This is a genomic window from Marinobacter sp. LV10R510-11A, assembly GCF_900215155.1.
GTDB lineage: Bacteria > Pseudomonadota > Gammaproteobacteria > Pseudomonadales > Oleiphilaceae > Marinobacter.
On record NZ_LT907980.1, the window covers coordinates 3,313,393 to 3,328,081 of the forward strand.

Below are 14,689 nucleotides of genomic sequence, written 5' to 3' on the forward strand. Positions count from 1 at the left end.
TGGGCTCAGAGCTTAGTTGTTAACCGGCATGCTGTTAGTGTCACCAAACAAGATGTGTATTATGGCGCTGCTGTTTAAAGAGCCAACAATCTTGTCGTCGCCATCAGTGACAGCCACTGGTTTTGGCTCGGTTAGCACGGATTCTGCTACGGTTCCGATAATGGCATCTTTAGATACCGTGATGTCACTCATCTCTGCAGAGGCATCATATTTCCCCATGATGTCTTGGCAAGAGAGTACGCGTTCGCGTGGCACTCCACGGGTGAATTTGGCGACGTATTCCGTGGCTGGGTTGAGTACGATGTTGGCTGGGGTATCAATTTGTTCGATGACGCCGTCTTTCATAATGGCGATGCGGTCGGCAAGGCGTAGCGCTTCGTCAAAGTCGTGGGTAACGAATAAAATGGTTTTATTTAATACACTTTGTAAACGCAAGAACTCGTCTTGCATTTCCCTGCGAATCAGAGGGTCCAGGGCTGAGAATGGCTCATCGAGGAACCAGATATCAGGTTCCACCGCCAATGAGCGAGCAATGCCGACACGTTGTTGTTGACCACCAGAGAGTTGGCGCGGGAAGTCATTTTCGCAACCTGTGAGCTCCACCAGGTTTACCATGTCCATCGCACGGTCCATGCTGTCGGTTGTGCTCATGCCTTTCGCTTGTAATGGTAACGCAATGTTTTCTAACACTGTTTTGTGAGGCAGGAGGGCAAAGCTCTGGAATACCATGCCCATTTTGTTACGACGAATGTTGATGAGTTCTTTTGCATTCATGGCAAGCAGGTCTTCGCCATCAATAAAGATATCGCCTGCAGTGGTGTCGATCAGGCGTGAAATACAGCGCAAAAGGGTTGATTTGCCAGAGCCTGACAGGCCCATGACGACGAGTATTTCACCTTTGTGCACTTCAAAAGAGGCGTTGTTAACACCGATGACACAGCCTGCTTCAAGTAATGAGGCTGTTTCTACTTTCCCGCCCGACTGTTTCAAAAGTTTTACAGCGTTATCGCCAAAAATTTTATAGACAGAATCGCACTTAATAACCGGCTGAGCTGTTGTTGACATAATTAAATCCCGATAAAAAAGAAGTGCTAAAACGATATGTTTTTGGCAATAGGGTCTTGTGTTGAATAACGAACCACAAGGCCTGACCTGAATGCAGCGCACTCAGGTCAGCGGGCTTGGCTTACAGCCAGGCTTTCCAGGTTGCTTCGTTGTCAGCCAGCCACTTAGTCGCGGCTTCTTCGTGGCTCATGCCATCGATGTCAACCAATGCAGCCATGTTGCCGATATCGCTTTTAGTAAAGGAGATGTTGTTGTAGATTTTGTAAGCTGTTGGCCATTTCGCAGGCATCTGATAGTAAGCTGCTTTTTTCAGCCAACCTGCTGGTGGTGAACCACACTTGCCATCACCGCCATCTGACTTCTTACAGCCTTCACTATACGCGGGGAATTTAACGAAACTGCCACCTGAACCGGCATCGGTGAAGTTAGGTGACCAGTTAAAGACTACGACTGCACGATTGTCTTTAGCTGCTGACTCCAGTTCCGCCCAAAGTGCACCAGAAGACCCGGCAAACTTGGCTGTAAAGTCCATGTCGAGTGCTTCGATACGGTCCAGGGTTTCCTGGCCATGCCAGTCCATCGGGCCGTCCAGATAACGACCTTTGCCGCCACTGCCCGGAGTTGCAAACAGCTCAGCACAATCGTTTAGTGCTTCCCAGGAAGGTAGGCCAGGGCATAGTTCGCCTACATACGCAGGATACCACCACTCTTCTTGAGTAGCAGAAGCGTGCTTGCCCACATCAATGATGCCGCCAGCGTCTAAAGCGTTATTGAAAGACTTACCAAAAGTAGACTGCCATACTTCGTGACCAATAGTGACGTCACCGGTACGAATTGATTCGTAAACCGCTTGGCTATCAGCAGGCACGTAAGAAACATTGTCGCCAATGCTTTCAAAAATACCACCAATAACGTAGGCCATAGTGATTTGGCTGGTCCAGTTATGGGTAGGGATTACAATAGGCTCTTTCGAGTCTGCCTGGGCTGCAGTAGCGCCAAGTACTAGTGAGCTAACTGCGGCAGCAGTAGCAAGTTTGTTTAAAAACTTCATCTATATCTCCGGATAGTATTATTATCGATAGTTAATCATTCCTTTCTTTCTTTCTTTGATTACAGGCAAAGTCCTGTTTCGTTATCTTTCGCACCAAAATCAGGTGGGCCAGCGTTTGGTGTTTAGAGCTTGGTTACAAAGGTGCGTGCCTGGTACAGAGCCAGGCTACTGAGCACAATAATGACGGCGACGGCGAGTAAATCCGCCCCCGGAAAACCCCAGAAATCAGACATGGTTTTTCCTTGGTGAGAGTCGTAAGTGGCACCGGCTATCAAGCCAATGCGATGTCGCGCATCCGTTGGCGACCGAAGTCGTTAAGCTTGAACTTGAACAACACACGGCCTGCGCCAAAATAGGCCTCGTCATCCAGTTTCTCCTTAACACTCTCGATGATGCCGCTGGAGAACAGATCAGTCAGTGTGACGCGGGTATTGCCGCGCCAGTAGGCACCGCTAAGACCGTATTCACTCATCACCGCATCGGTGATTTGCCAGTCCCAGATGCCAGTATGCTGCTGGTCATTGATTAGCTGGAGAATGCGGCCCTTCATATGCAGTTTATTCATGGTTTGCTCCAATGATCATGAGTTGGCCGCACTAGCGGTGGCGGTAGCCGTTTTGGTGTCGGACGACACGGCACGGACTACCTCCAGCACTTCGTCACTTTCCGTGAACATGACAACCCCGCCGGTCACAAACAGGACCAGGCCTGCAAGAAAGTTCCACGCGGGAAATTCGAGGGTGAACGCGGCGAGGAAGATGACGGCAAAAAGCCCGTACAACGCCGCAATCGCTTGCCCTCGCCCAACGCCGATCAGTGGGAACGACTTGTACCAGGAGACATAGCAGAAGGCGAAGCTCACGCCCGCCAGCATCAGCCAGCCGATGACCGCCCAGTTAAATGTGGCGATGACCAGTTCCACCACCGGTTGGTCGGTGAAGAGGTAGATCGCTGGTAGAATCAGCAGAACCCAATACAGGACTTCGGCTGTGAACCTCACCGTAATGCCCACATCCGGATCGGCCACATCTAGCCCGCGGCCTGCAATTGCACCCTCTACGCCCCAGCCAATCGCGGCCATTGCGCCGCCCAGGTAGCCAAGCCAGCCGGCGTCGCCGGTGCCTGTGATTTCAGCAATAATGCCGGGTGCATAGACTGTCACGCCACCTGCCAGGATGATAAAAATACCCACCGCTGCGCGTTTGGTGATCTTCTCCTGATACCAGAGCCTGGCCAGGGTGGCGCCGATGATGGGGTACATCAGCGCTGAAATGGCCGCGAAGGCCCCGCCGATGTAGCCGATCGCCAGATACGAGCCAAAGATGGCCATCGGGCCGCCAAATATGGCGCCGATGAAGAACCACTTGGATATATAACGCATCTGCTTGATGGTGCGAACGTATTCCCCCAACTTGCCCAATACCCCGTTCCAGACAAACAGAAAGAACAACACGGCAATGGCGTTGAAGGTGGTCAGTACCGCCGCTGCCAGCAGAAACTGGGCATTGGTATCGAAGCTCAAGTTAATATAGGGCGCTTCAAACCACACCGCGGATCCTGGCACGTACCAGGCACCCCAGAGCACGGCGGCCCATAGGGCCCACATAAAGCCCCAGCGGATGCTGCTGGAGGTGAATCGCGACCGAGCCTGGCTCAGGCTTGGTTGATTCATACAGTCTCCTTTGCCGGCTGGGTTTGCTTCACCTTGAGGAAGGCTTCAAGAGAATCGTCCATCGCATCCATCCAGGGCGTATGATGCACAGGCGCCAGGGTGCCCGTGAGCGTGGAGCGGTAGCTCTTGTTGCGGTACCCAAGAATGTCCGCTTCCTTATCGTGTTCCCACTGCTTGAAAATATCGGCAACGGCAATTACATCGAACGCTGGGTAGTCGGTAGGTTCAATCAGATCCTGTATGTAAGCTGCCTGAAAATCGATTTCGTCGACGGGGTCGGCGAGCTTCAGCTCACGGGCGACCCATTCACGGCTATCGGCCGCCATGGCGTCGTTTGCCGGCAGTGTAATGCGGCCGAGCATTACATCACGGGCATACCAGGCCTGGGCGTCGAACATGTTGAAGGTGTAGTACTGATCCTGCATGCCAAGGAATATCAGCTTGGGATTGGCCAGGGAAACGATGCCCTTGTACAGGCCTTCCGGGTACATCCGGTTGTGCGTGGTCAGCGTCAGTTCGTTAGGCAGGAACGGGAAGTGATGCTGATACCCGGTACACAGGATGATCGCGTCGACTTTTTTGCTGGTGCCATCCTTGAAGTGGGCCGTCTTGCCGATCACTTCGGTGAGCAACGGCACTTCGGCGAAGGACTCCGGCCACTCGAAGCCCATGGGCTTTGAGCGATAGCTGAAGGTGACCGATTTGGCGCCGTACTTGTGGCACTGTGTGCCTATGTCTTCTGCGGAGTAGCTGCTGCCGATCAGCAAAAGATCCTTACCTTTGAACTCGCAAGCGTCGCGGAAATCGTGGGCGTGGAGCACACGGCCGGGAAACTGCTCCAGACCTTCAAAATAGGGCACGTTGGGGGTCGAAAAGTGCCCGGTGGCGACGATAACGTGATCGAACTCTTCGGTGCTCAGTTCGTCCTGTTTGAGGTCCCGCACCGTAACTGTGAACTTACCGGTGGCCTCGTCATGGTCAACCCAGTGCACGGCGGTGTTAAAACGGATGTGTTGGCGCATATTGCTCTTGGCGACGCGCCCCATGATGTAGTCGCGCAGCACGGCACGCGGAGGGTAGGACGGGATAGAGCGACCGAAATGCTCCTCGAAGCTGTAATCCGCGAACTCCAGGCACTCCTTGGGGCCGTTTGACCATAGATAACGATACATGCTGCCGTGGACGGGCTCGCCGTAGGCATCCAGGCCGGTGCGCCACGTGTAGTTCCACATGCCGCCCCAGTCGCTCTGCTTTTCATAGCACACGATCTCGGGATTATCAGCACCGGCGTCGCGGGCTGCTTCAAAGGCACGTAATTGGGCCAAGCCGCTCGGGCCGGCGCCTAGAATGGCAACTCTAAAAGTCATAATGACTCCTGTTTACAGGCGTTGTGTCGTGCGCCAGGCGAGAGCGGCTCGGGCGACGATTGAAAGCGAAAAAGCGCTCAGCTCTGACCGGTAACGGTCAAGCCATGAGGTTTCGCAGTGAGACGCACCAAACCCGGGTTAACCGATGGCGCAACAAGATGAAGGCAGCATCTGAGGGAAGGAACAGAAGGCCGGGGGCGGGCAGACCGCCGATCTGAACGCGAGATTTCGAGAAAACGCAAAAGGAAAGCGCTCGAGTGGGTCAAGTATAGGAAAAATACTTGGTAGCTCGCGGATCAGAGTGGCACCCTATCACGTTTCAGGTTCCCGTGTTTTGCTGCCACCGGAATACCAGCCTGGATCAGGGCGAATCGAACCGGATCGAGTGATCCGTCTTGCGGTGAATGTGATTATGCTATGAAGTCTAAAACCAGCCGGCTGGATAGATTTATCAGTCAGAACAGCGCTTTTTCGCTTTCCGATACGCGCCTTTTAATTGCTCAAAAGCGTGTTTTTTTGGATGGGCGTGTGGCGCATTCCATTCAACAAACGGTAACAAGATTTACTCATATTTCGTTAGATGACGTTTGTTTGCGGGATAACAAGCCCGTTTATATAATGCTAAATAAGCCGCGAGGAGTTGTTAGTGCGACTAAGGATGCCAAGCACCCTACCGTATTGGATCTTATTCAGCACCCTCAGAAGAATGAACTGCACATTGTTGGACGTTTGGACCTTAATACAACGGGGCTGGTGTTATTAACCAACGATGGGGCATGGTCGCGAAAGATAAGTTTACCGGAGACAAAGCTCACAAAAACGTACGAAGTCACTTTATCTAAACCGTTGAATAATGAGTATATTTCGGTTTTTAGAAACGGTATTTATTTTGCGTATGAAAAGATTACAACCCAGCCGGCACGTTTAGAGATACTCTCTGAATACACCGCTAGGCTCTCGCTGACTGAGGGGAAGTATCATCAAGTGAAGCGAATGTTTGGCTATTTTCAAAACGAAGTGCTGGCGCTCCATAGAGTTTCTGTCGGGCATCTTTCCTTTGATGGGCTTGAGGTAGGGCATAGTAGGTTGTTCCATCCATCCACCGTATATGGGCATGGAGAGGGCGCACAATTGTAAACCCGGCTTTTTCTAACAATTTCGCAGAACGCTTTATGATTAATGTTGAGCAGACGGCCCTCGTACTCGAGGCATTGCCAGACCCAGCGTTTATATTATCCCGCAGCGGCAAATATGTGGCGGTGTTTGGCGGGCGCGATGCGCGTTATTACCATGACGGCAGTGGGCTCGTCGGTTTGCGTGTGTCCGATGTAGTTAAAGCCGAGAAGGCGAACTGGTTTCTTGAGCAGATCGAGCTGGCGCTGGAATCCGGTAAGTTGTTGATCAAAGAGTACGAGCTGAGCCAGAAGGATGTAAAAGGTTTACGCGATGAAGGGCCCGAACAATCCATCTGGTTTGAAGGGCGTATTCAGGCTCTCGATTTTCTTGTTGGCGGCGAGTCTGTGGTGCTTTGGGTCGCGAGTAATATCTCAGAGCGACATGAGTTGGAAGTTAAACTGCGCGAATTCAGCGACACCGATCAGCTCACAGGGCTTTTCAACCGCAGAAAGCTTGAGCGTGACCTTACGCTTCATCATGAAACCTTTGAGCGGCACTCGGTGCCCATATCCATTTTGATGTTCGACCTCGATCACCTTAAGAAGATTAATGACACGCATGGTCACCATGCGGGGGATGAACTAATCCGAGCGGTTGGCGACATTTGTCTGCCTGAGCTTAGGAAAACGGATACCGCTTGTCGCTTCGGGGGTGATGAGTTTGTTATTGCTCTGCCGAATACCGAACTAGAGCACGCACTGCAGTTTGCTAACCGGTTGTGCGAGCGTTTCAGGCAGGGGCTGAGCCGGTTTTCCGTTGATGGTGTTTCCGCGACCGTCAGTTTCGGCGTGGCAATGGTGATGGCTGAAGACAGATCATATGAAGATACCCTGAAGCGGGCGGATACGGCTTTGTATGAAGCTAAACGAAGAGGGAAAAACCAAGTCGTTTCGGTTTGATGATGGGATCAGCTATTAATGCATAGTATCATTTACACTGTGGGTCCAAATTATGTCAGGCTCACTGGCCAATTTTGAGCAGGCAATGATGTATGCCCAGATCGTCAAAAAACAATAAACCGCAGCTTTGGCACCCGCGTTTATGGCCCTCATGGGCGATTGTATTCGTGTTATATCTGCTGTCGTTTTTGCCGATGTCCGCGAAACAGCGACTGGGAAAGCGGTTAGGTCTTTTACTGAGCCGCAAGCTTAAATCCCGCGCGCATGTGGCTGACCGCAACCTTGCCATTTGCTTTCCTGAGCTGGATGAAGAGGCTCGCAAGCAGTTGGCACAGGATAACTTTGTCGCATGCAGTCGCGGCTTTCTGGAAAGCACTCATGCGTGGTGGCGCGATGTGTCGCCTTATTGCCAAGCAGCCGAGGTGCACGGTTTGGAGCATCTCAGGGAAGCCCAGAACAAGGGCAAGGGCGTGCTGCTGATTGGCGGCCACTACAGTATTTTCGACTTCGCATTACCGCTTGTTGCCTGCCACCTAAAGAAACCTGGGTACGTATACCGACCTAACAACAACCCAGTTATTGATCGCATGATCGAAAACGGCCGTCGTCGTCATTTCGGCATCCGGCCGTTTACCAAGCGTGAATTGCGGCCCATGGTGTCTTTTCTGAAGAAGGGCGGGGAAGTTTGGTTTGCCTGTGATCAGGATTTTGGCGGCAAAACGGAACTGTTCGTGCCGTTTTTTGGTGTGGAAACTGGTTGTATTACCTCCCCGAGTTATATCGCAAAGGTATCTGGTGCCTCGGTTCTTTGCGTGAGCCACCTGCGAATGCCTGATGGGGGTTATCGCGTGGTGTTCTCACCGGTACAAGAAGGTTTCGGAGCTGATAAGCAGAAGGATACCGAGATCTGGAATCGATACATTGAGGACACCGTTCGCGAACAGCCTGATCAGTACCTGTGGCTGCATAAACGGTTTAAAACCCGCCCCGAAGGAGCGGATAAAATCTACTAAACTAGGCAGCAGGTAACGGAGCTGTATGCGATATGACACTTCCATTTTATACCGTCGGTCATTCTACCCGCACCATTGAAGAGTTCGTGGAGCTGCTCAAAACAGCGGGCGTGGAACTTGTTGTAGACATCAGATCTCTGAGGATTAAAAGGTTTCATGCATTCAGCCATATCGGTTACCAAGTCGTTGCCCGCCTACGGAGCCCTCGCTCGGTATCTGACTGAAAAGAAGGCCTCAGAGTGAGGCCAAGTACGCGTTTATTTGCCCAGTAGCTCACCCACAGGGCGCAGGTTTACCACGTGGTCGCACAGGGATTTGATGATCATCAATATGGGGGTGGCGATGATCAACCCCACGGGGCCCCAGAGCCAGCCCCAGAACAGAAGCCCGACGAAGATCACCACGGGGTTGAGGCTTGAAACCTGGCTGGTTAACCAGGGTGTTAGCAGGTACCCCTGAACGCTGGTAATCGCCAGTGAGGTGCTTGCTACAATGATTGCCGTATCCATCTCACCAAACTGAATAAATGCGGCAATGCCGGTGCCGATAAACACCAGAAATGGCCCCAGGTACGGGATAGCGCTTGCTACTCCGGCAACCACGCCCCAGAACAAGGCCTGCTCTACTCCCAAGGCCATAAAGGCCAGCCAGGTCAGTAAACCCACAAACAGAGAGCCAATCAGCATCACGAACAAAAAGCGCCGGACCTGATGATGAAACTCGTTCATAATCCGGGCGGCTTTGCGCATTCGCCCGAACGAGGGGCCGGAGATCTTCACGACTTTGCGTTTATAGAGTGGCCCGACCGCCAGTATGAAATACACCAGAAACAAAACCGAGAAACACTGAGAAACAAGCACTAATGCCGCAGGCGAGCTCCTGAGGATATATTCTTGAACGTCCATTGGCCTATCCACCACGCGTACAGGCGTTACGCTCTGGTGCGTCGGATTATTGTCATTTTTCTCCTGCGCGGCTGATGCTTCGATTTTTTGTGCTGCAGCTTGCGCTTTTTCCATGAGGCCTTCCTCTTGGTTCGGAGACTTGGCCTCATTACGTCGAAACTCAGTGATTGCCGTAGGAACCTTGTCCAGTATGGCCATGGCTTCCGTTTGTAGAGGAATGCTTGCGCCTGTGACAGCGCCGAGCAGTAGAAACAGTATGATGGCTGCACTTAAGGGGCGGGGAATTCTAAGGTTATCAAGCGTTGAGACTAGCGGGTCGAGGGCGTAGCTGATTAGCACGGCAACCATCAGTGGAAGCAACACAGGCTGCGCCCAGTCAATAAAAAAGAGAGTGGCGATGCATGTGAGCGCAACCAACGACATGCTGCGAATACTCACGGCTTCGATCAGTGCAGCCTTGGGCACAGCGCTATCATCTACTTCGGTGTTGCGGAACTCATTGTGCCCGTTGTTTTCCATGGCTCTTATGATTCTTTACCGGCCTTATGTCCTGCTCAGTGTAGACCGCTATGGCGACTTGCAAACAAAAACAACAGAACTGTAATAATTCGTCAATTTCAGTGGTGTCAGAAATAGACAGTCAGGCGGCCGGTCAGTCTTGGGTTTTTATCCTGATGCTCCGACTCCATGGTCAAAGGTTTACCTAGCTCAATATAGGCAGAGGCGGCACGGGCAACGGCAATGGCAATGGTCATGATGACCACGGGAACGGACACGGACACGGACACGGACACGGACACGGACACGGGCACGATGGTCACGACCATGACGACGATGATGATGATGACTGACGAGTATGTCTGCTGATACAAACCGCCGCTTTAGATCACGCCCGGCCAGTAAGGTTGTCTTTTCAGCCTTGCTGGCGGTCTTCGTTTTTGCACTCCTGCTCTGGCCGGGATTGCTGGAACGCCCTGAAACGGGGCTTCGTGACCGAGTTGTTGGCCTGTTCGTAGAAGAGCAGCCCAGCAATCTGCTAATTCTTGAAATTGATTCCGCAAGTATCGAAGCAATAGGTCAGTGGCCGTGGCCCCGAAGTGTATATGCGACTGCAATCAATGCGCTCGGCCAGGCCGGTATCCGCTCCTTAATGGTTGATGTGGATTTTAGTGCTGCATCAAGTCTCGGCGGTGACGCAGAACTGGAAAGTGCTATCCGTTCGATGGCCGAAACAGTGCCCACATTCCTGCCGGTTTTCGTTCAACATCGTAGCCAGATGGATTCAGACTTGATGATCCGACGCCCCTTGCCGAAGCTGGCCGGCAGTGTTGAGCTGGTGTCTGTTAACATGTACCCGTCAAATGATGGCTTGGTGCGCTTTCTTTCGGTTGGTTTCGGTTGGCAAGACAGTTTTTATCGGGGCGCCTGGAATGCGCTGGCGGAACAGGCCGACACCGGCACTTGGATTGATTACACCATTTCCCCCGAATCCTTTCGCTACGTCAGTTTTATTGATCTTCTTGAAGGCAGGGTGTCCGAGCGCAGCCTTCGGGGCCGCGACGTTATTATCGGCTCGACCGCTATTGAGTTAGGCGACAACCTGGCCACCCCTATCCATCATGTACTTCCCGGGGCGGTTGTGCAGGCCCTTGGGGCGCAAACCCAACGTAATGGCGGCCTGTATGCTGTAGCACCTGTGGCGGGGCTTATAATTCTCGCCCTGTTCTGGCTTGGCGCTACGCTGGTTTTCAGCCGTTGCGGCTGGCTTCGTGGCCTGCAGGCTCTGGGCCTGATCATTGTGGTCTGGCTTGGGGTGTTTGGCCTGGCTTATCTTCAGGCCCATTTGATCCTTGATGTCTTCAAACCACTTTTCCTGACTGCGCTCGTGTACGTGGCGATCAACCTTGCCCGGCTCGACAGCGCGACGCTGGATCGTTTTTGGCTGCAAATCAGCCTCCGGGATAACGAAGCACTGCTCGATCGCATCGTCGCCACTACCAACGACTACATTTTGTGTGTGGATCGGGATGGGATGATCACCAAAGCCAACCAGTCAATACAGACGCTTTGCGACAGAACCGAAAGTGACATGGAAAACTCCCGGCTTAGCGGCTGTTTACCAGATGCCCGACTCGGTTTGATGGCGCTGCCCAGCTCGCCGTTTGATACCTATGTTGTGACTCGGGTAGGCCAGCATATTCCGGTTCAGGCGACGGTCAGCCGTGTGGCTACCTCCGGAGATGCCATCTTTACGGTAGTGCTTCGCGACCTGAGCGAGCGCGTTGCGCGGGAGCGTGAACTTGAATACCGCGCCGCCTACGATAGCCTTACAGGCCTGCTCAACCGGTCGGCTTTTTTTGGAAGGGTTGATGAGACCCTAGAGCGCCACCAGTCGGGTTGCCTGATCTGTCTTGATATTGACTACTTCCGGGAAGTAAACGACACATACGGCCACGTTGCGGGCGATCAGTTGCTCAAAGCCGTAGCTCAGCGCATTGAGGTGTATGTAGGCAATCTAGGCCACTGTGCGCGCATGGGAGGTGATGGTTTTGCGCTGTGGTTGCCGGGCCTGCGATTTGAAGCAGGAGGCAGTCAGTTTTGTGAACGGCTTCTGGAAGAGGTTGAAAGCCCGCTTACCCTGGCGATCACCGGAGATATACCGTTACAGATTTCCGCAACCGCTGGCGCCGCTGAATATGGCCGCCAAGAAAACGCTGCTGATCAATCACACCAAGGCAACCTGGCCACACAGGCTGAAATTCTGCTGCGCCAAGCAACCGATGCCATGCGGCTGGGCAAACAAGAAGGGATTGCGGTTCGATGCTTTAGCGAGAGTGACAGCCAGGCCGCCATGCGCAGGCTTGAGCTGGTGCCGGCCATACGCACACACATCAATAACGATGCCTTTTATCTGGTGTACCAGCCCAAGCTGGATCTCAGCACCCTGACGCCAATAGGCTGCGAGGCTCTCCTGCGCTGGCCGCAAAACGCTGGTGAAGTTGTACCTGTTACCCAGCTTATTGAAGTGGCTGAAAACTCCCGGCAGATCGTACCTTTGACGCGCTGGGTGGTAGAGACCATTCTCGCTCAGGAGGCCGAATGGGAGAAAAAAGGCTGGCCGCGGAACATGGCGCTCAACCTTTCGGCGCGCCTGTTCCAGGATCGCAACTTTATTGCCGGCCTCAAAGACTTGTTGAATTCAAGCAGCGGCTATTTCGCGATAGAGTGTGAAATAACGGAAACGGCTTTACTGGGGAATGAAGATCGGGCGCTGGCACTGGTCAGCGAACTGGTGGACAGCGGCGCCACGCTCGCCATTGATGATTTCGGTACCGGCTATTCCTCCTTGGCTTATCTGCAGAGCCTGCGTGCGTCGGTACTCAAGATCGATCGGTCGTTCGTGTCGAATATCCAAGAGTCGCCCGGTAACCAAGTGATTGTTCGCTCGACCATCAACATGGCTCACGAACTGGGCATGACGGTTGTGGCCGAAGGTGTGGAGACGGTTGAAGATGAACAGTTTCTTCGCGCTCACGGCTGTGATTTGGCACAGGGTTACCTCTATGCCCGGCCGCTTGCGTTGCCGGATTTTGGTCGCTGGCTAGAATCTCGTGAAAACGCTGCTGCCCAAGGGCCGGGATCTGCCTAACCCGCCGGTGACGGTCAACCTGATGGTTACAACACGTATTGCTAATATTCGGCCGGAGCATACCATAGGCTGGGCGCTGATCTTTATTGCCGCGATAAGCGTTAATAGGCACCGCCTATCGTGAACTTGGGAATAATCAATTTTCCCAAAGCCGGCTTATTGGTTAACGTAGTGACCGTAGATTCATCAACACGCAAACAAACCAACAGGAGTTTTTCCATGGGCGTGATCAATAGTGAAATTAAACCGTTTAACGCAACTGCCTTCAAACAGGGCGAGTTCGTTGAAATCTCCGAAGCTGACGTAAAAGGCAAGTGGTCGGTCTTCTACTTCTACCCTGCAGACTTCACCTTCGTTTGCCCGACCGAGCTCGGCGACGTTGCGGACAAGTACGAAGAGCTGCAGAAACTGGGCGTTGAAGTATTCTCTGTATCCACAGACACGCACTTCACCCACAAAGCGTGGCACGACAGCTCCGAGACCATTGGTAAGATCAACTACTTCATGGTTGGCGACCAAAACGGCAGTATTACCAACAACTTTGGTGTCATGCGTGAAGGCCAGGGCCTTGCAGACCGCGCTACCTTCCTGATCGATCCGGATGGCATCATTCAGGCCGTAGAGATCACCGCAGAAGGCGTGGGTCGTGATGCGTCTGAGCTGATGCGTCGGGTTAAGGCCGCGCAGTACGTACGCAAGCATCCGGGCGAAGTTTGCCCCGCCAAGTGGAAGGAAGGCGAAGCAACACTGTCTCCTTCACTGGATCTGGTTGGCAAGATCTAAGTTTCCGCTTAACAGGGAAACTTACAGTAGTGGCTCGTTTTACAGGCTTGCTACTAACAGAAAACCCCAGAATTCCGGGGTTTTCTGTGTTTACGGCTTACGAGTCTGATTTACGATTCTACGGTGTCTACACCGTATCGTGATCCGCGAGCCTTCAAACGATAAAACTCTTCAAGCACACCGGCCATGGCATCTGGGCAGTAAGGCCTTAACCCACCCAAAACGAGGTGTTTCGCCACCTCACCCACGGGCTTACCGTCAGAGATCAGCCGGTATTCAAGCGTGACATTGCCGCGCTTGCCATTGGCTTCCAGGACGGCATTATGCAGTTCCAGCTCAGGCGAGGCAGCATCCAACCTGTCCAGAGTAAGGCTCATGCTCGCATACATCACCATGGGGCGATCCGGATTAAACATCACATCCTTGGATTCCATTAATGGCTTCAGGGTGTGGGGAAAGTTCTTGCCGGAGGCGGCCACGTAGCAACGGATAAACTCTTCGACAACCCGTTTATCCCGGGTTATCTCACCACTGCGCGTTACTTCGATATAAACCTTGCCATTCTGGTCGCACACTTCAATGGTTTCGTCACCGTTTTCCATGAATTCCAGTGGTACGCCGCCGCCCAGCAGGGCGCGGAACTTGAAGGTCATGTGCCGGGAAAGCCCGAAACGTGAAACGATCACGGCAAAAAGCAGGTCTCCGGGAACACAGAACCGGCGCGCATCTGGATCGTGGATCGGGTTGAAATCTCCTGCCACTTCCTTGGCGAACAGGCTGGCCTGGGCGGCGGAAATATGTACGCGCCCGTCCTGGATTGAGTGAAAACGGTCTGAAAGCATGTGCTACTTGTCCTGGGTGCAAGGGGTGACGTCGCAACGTCTGCCGATATGGTACCGGGGTCGGGCGTGTATGGATATGCGCTATTTTCCCATCGACGGGGAGCGCGGCGGATCCTGCTATAGCGGTTTGCTATCACTTAGTTTGAATCAATTAATTTGAGCATTTAGTTGCCGGAACGTATCGTCTGAACATATCCGAACCACAGATCCTTTTGAATTTAGAAATTCAGACGGTTGATCTTAAGAACCTAACAGGGGAATCGTTAC

At 52.8% G+C, this 14,689-nt stretch carries 14 protein-coding genes; 6 read left to right on the forward strand and 8 right to left on the reverse strand.

Annotated features, from left to right (window positions below):
* Nucleotides 1–12: 12 nt before the first annotated feature.
* The 5 genes from CPH80_RS16030 to CPH80_RS16050 all read right to left on the reverse strand — a co-directional run bounded on the left by CPH80_RS16030 (nucleotide 13) and on the right by CPH80_RS16050 (nucleotide 5,155).
* Nucleotides 13–1,065 (reverse strand): quaternary amine ABC transporter ATP-binding protein, encoded by a 1,053-nt coding sequence (locus CPH80_RS16030; RefSeq protein ID WP_096279347.1) that lies wholly within the window; start codon nucleotides 1,063–1,065, stop codon nucleotides 13–15.
* A gap of 121 nt (nucleotides 1,066–1,186) precedes the next feature.
* On the reverse strand, nucleotides 1,187–2,116 hold the full coding sequence (locus tag CPH80_RS16035) for an ABC transporter substrate-binding protein (RefSeq protein WP_096279349.1): 930 nt from the start codon (nucleotides 2,114–2,116) through the stop codon (nucleotides 1,187–1,189).
* Between the two features lie 271 nt (nucleotides 2,117–2,387).
* A complete protein-coding gene (locus CPH80_RS16040) occupies nucleotides 2,388–2,681 on the reverse strand; it encodes a hypothetical protein (protein WP_096279350.1) in 294 nt (97 codons plus the stop codon).
* 15 nt (nucleotides 2,682–2,696) lie between these two features.
* Nucleotides 2,697–3,788, reverse strand: coding sequence for a DMT family transporter (locus CPH80_RS16045; protein ID WP_096279352.1), 1,092 nt, complete (start codon nucleotides 3,786–3,788; stop codon nucleotides 2,697–2,699).
* Entirely contained in the window at nucleotides 3,785–5,155 is a 1,371-nt protein-coding gene (locus tag CPH80_RS16050; RefSeq protein ID WP_096279354.1) for a flavin-containing monooxygenase, read from the reverse strand. The genes CPH80_RS16045 and CPH80_RS16050 overlap by 4 nt, the downstream gene beginning before the upstream one ends.
* A 417-nt stretch (nucleotides 5,156–5,572) precedes the next feature.
* On the opposite strand from CPH80_RS16050, the gene CPH80_RS16055 reads away from it, so the two are divergent.
* The 4 genes from CPH80_RS16055 to CPH80_RS16070 all read left to right on the forward strand — a co-directional run bounded on the left by CPH80_RS16055 (nucleotide 5,573) and on the right by CPH80_RS16070 (nucleotide 8,467).
* Nucleotides 5,573–6,292, forward strand: a complete 720-nt coding sequence (locus CPH80_RS16055; RefSeq protein ID WP_096279356.1) for a pseudouridine synthase — start codon at nucleotides 5,573–5,575, stop codon at nucleotides 6,290–6,292.
* A 35-nt stretch (nucleotides 6,293–6,327) separates the two neighbouring features.
* Nucleotides 6,328–7,230, forward strand: coding sequence for a GGDEF domain-containing protein (locus CPH80_RS16060; RefSeq protein ID WP_096279358.1), 903 nt, complete (start codon nucleotides 6,328–6,330; stop codon nucleotides 7,228–7,230).
* 92 nt (nucleotides 7,231–7,322) lie between these two features.
* On the forward strand, nucleotides 7,323–8,243 hold the full coding sequence (locus tag CPH80_RS16065) for a lysophospholipid acyltransferase family protein (protein WP_096279360.1): 921 nt from the start codon (nucleotides 7,323–7,325) through the stop codon (nucleotides 8,241–8,243).
* A 32-nt stretch (nucleotides 8,244–8,275) separates the two neighbouring features.
* Nucleotides 8,276–8,467, forward strand: coding sequence for a hypothetical protein (locus CPH80_RS16070; RefSeq protein ID WP_096279361.1), 192 nt, complete (start codon nucleotides 8,276–8,278; stop codon nucleotides 8,465–8,467).
* A gap of 33 nt (nucleotides 8,468–8,500) precedes the next feature.
* Here the strand turns inward: CPH80_RS16070 and CPH80_RS16075 are convergent, their stop codons facing one another.
* Nucleotides 8,501–9,667 carry an AI-2E family transporter gene (locus tag CPH80_RS16075; RefSeq protein WP_096279363.1) on the reverse strand — a complete coding sequence of 389 codons (1,167 nt, stop codon included), beginning with the start codon at nucleotides 9,665–9,667 and terminating at the stop codon, nucleotides 8,501–8,503.
* Between the two features lie 107 nt (nucleotides 9,668–9,774).
* On the reverse strand, nucleotides 9,775–10,020 hold the full coding sequence (locus CPH80_RS21730) for a hypothetical protein (protein WP_143752932.1): 246 nt from the start codon (nucleotides 10,018–10,020) through the stop codon (nucleotides 9,775–9,777).
* Between CPH80_RS21730 and CPH80_RS16080 the strand changes: the two genes are divergently transcribed.
* Together CPH80_RS16080 and ahpC are read left to right on the forward strand one after the other, a co-directional pair.
* Nucleotides 10,005–12,797 carry an EAL domain-containing protein gene (locus CPH80_RS16080; RefSeq protein ID WP_096279365.1) on the forward strand — a complete coding sequence of 931 codons (2,793 nt, stop codon included), beginning with the start codon at nucleotides 10,005–10,007 and terminating at the stop codon, nucleotides 12,795–12,797. The genes CPH80_RS21730 and CPH80_RS16080 overlap by 16 nt on opposite strands.
* Nucleotides 12,798–13,016: 219 nt before the next feature.
* A complete protein-coding gene (gene ahpC / locus CPH80_RS16085; RefSeq protein WP_096279367.1) occupies nucleotides 13,017–13,580 on the forward strand; it encodes an alkyl hydroperoxide reductase subunit C in 564 nt (187 codons plus the stop codon).
* A 110-nt stretch (nucleotides 13,581–13,690) separates the two neighbouring features.
* Here the strand turns inward: ahpC and CPH80_RS16090 are convergent, their stop codons facing one another.
* Complete coding sequence (locus CPH80_RS16090) at nucleotides 13,691–14,422, reverse strand: DUF3581 domain-containing protein (protein ID WP_096279368.1); 732 nt, start codon at nucleotides 14,420–14,422, stop codon at nucleotides 13,691–13,693.
* Nucleotides 14,423–14,689 lie beyond the last annotated feature (267 nt).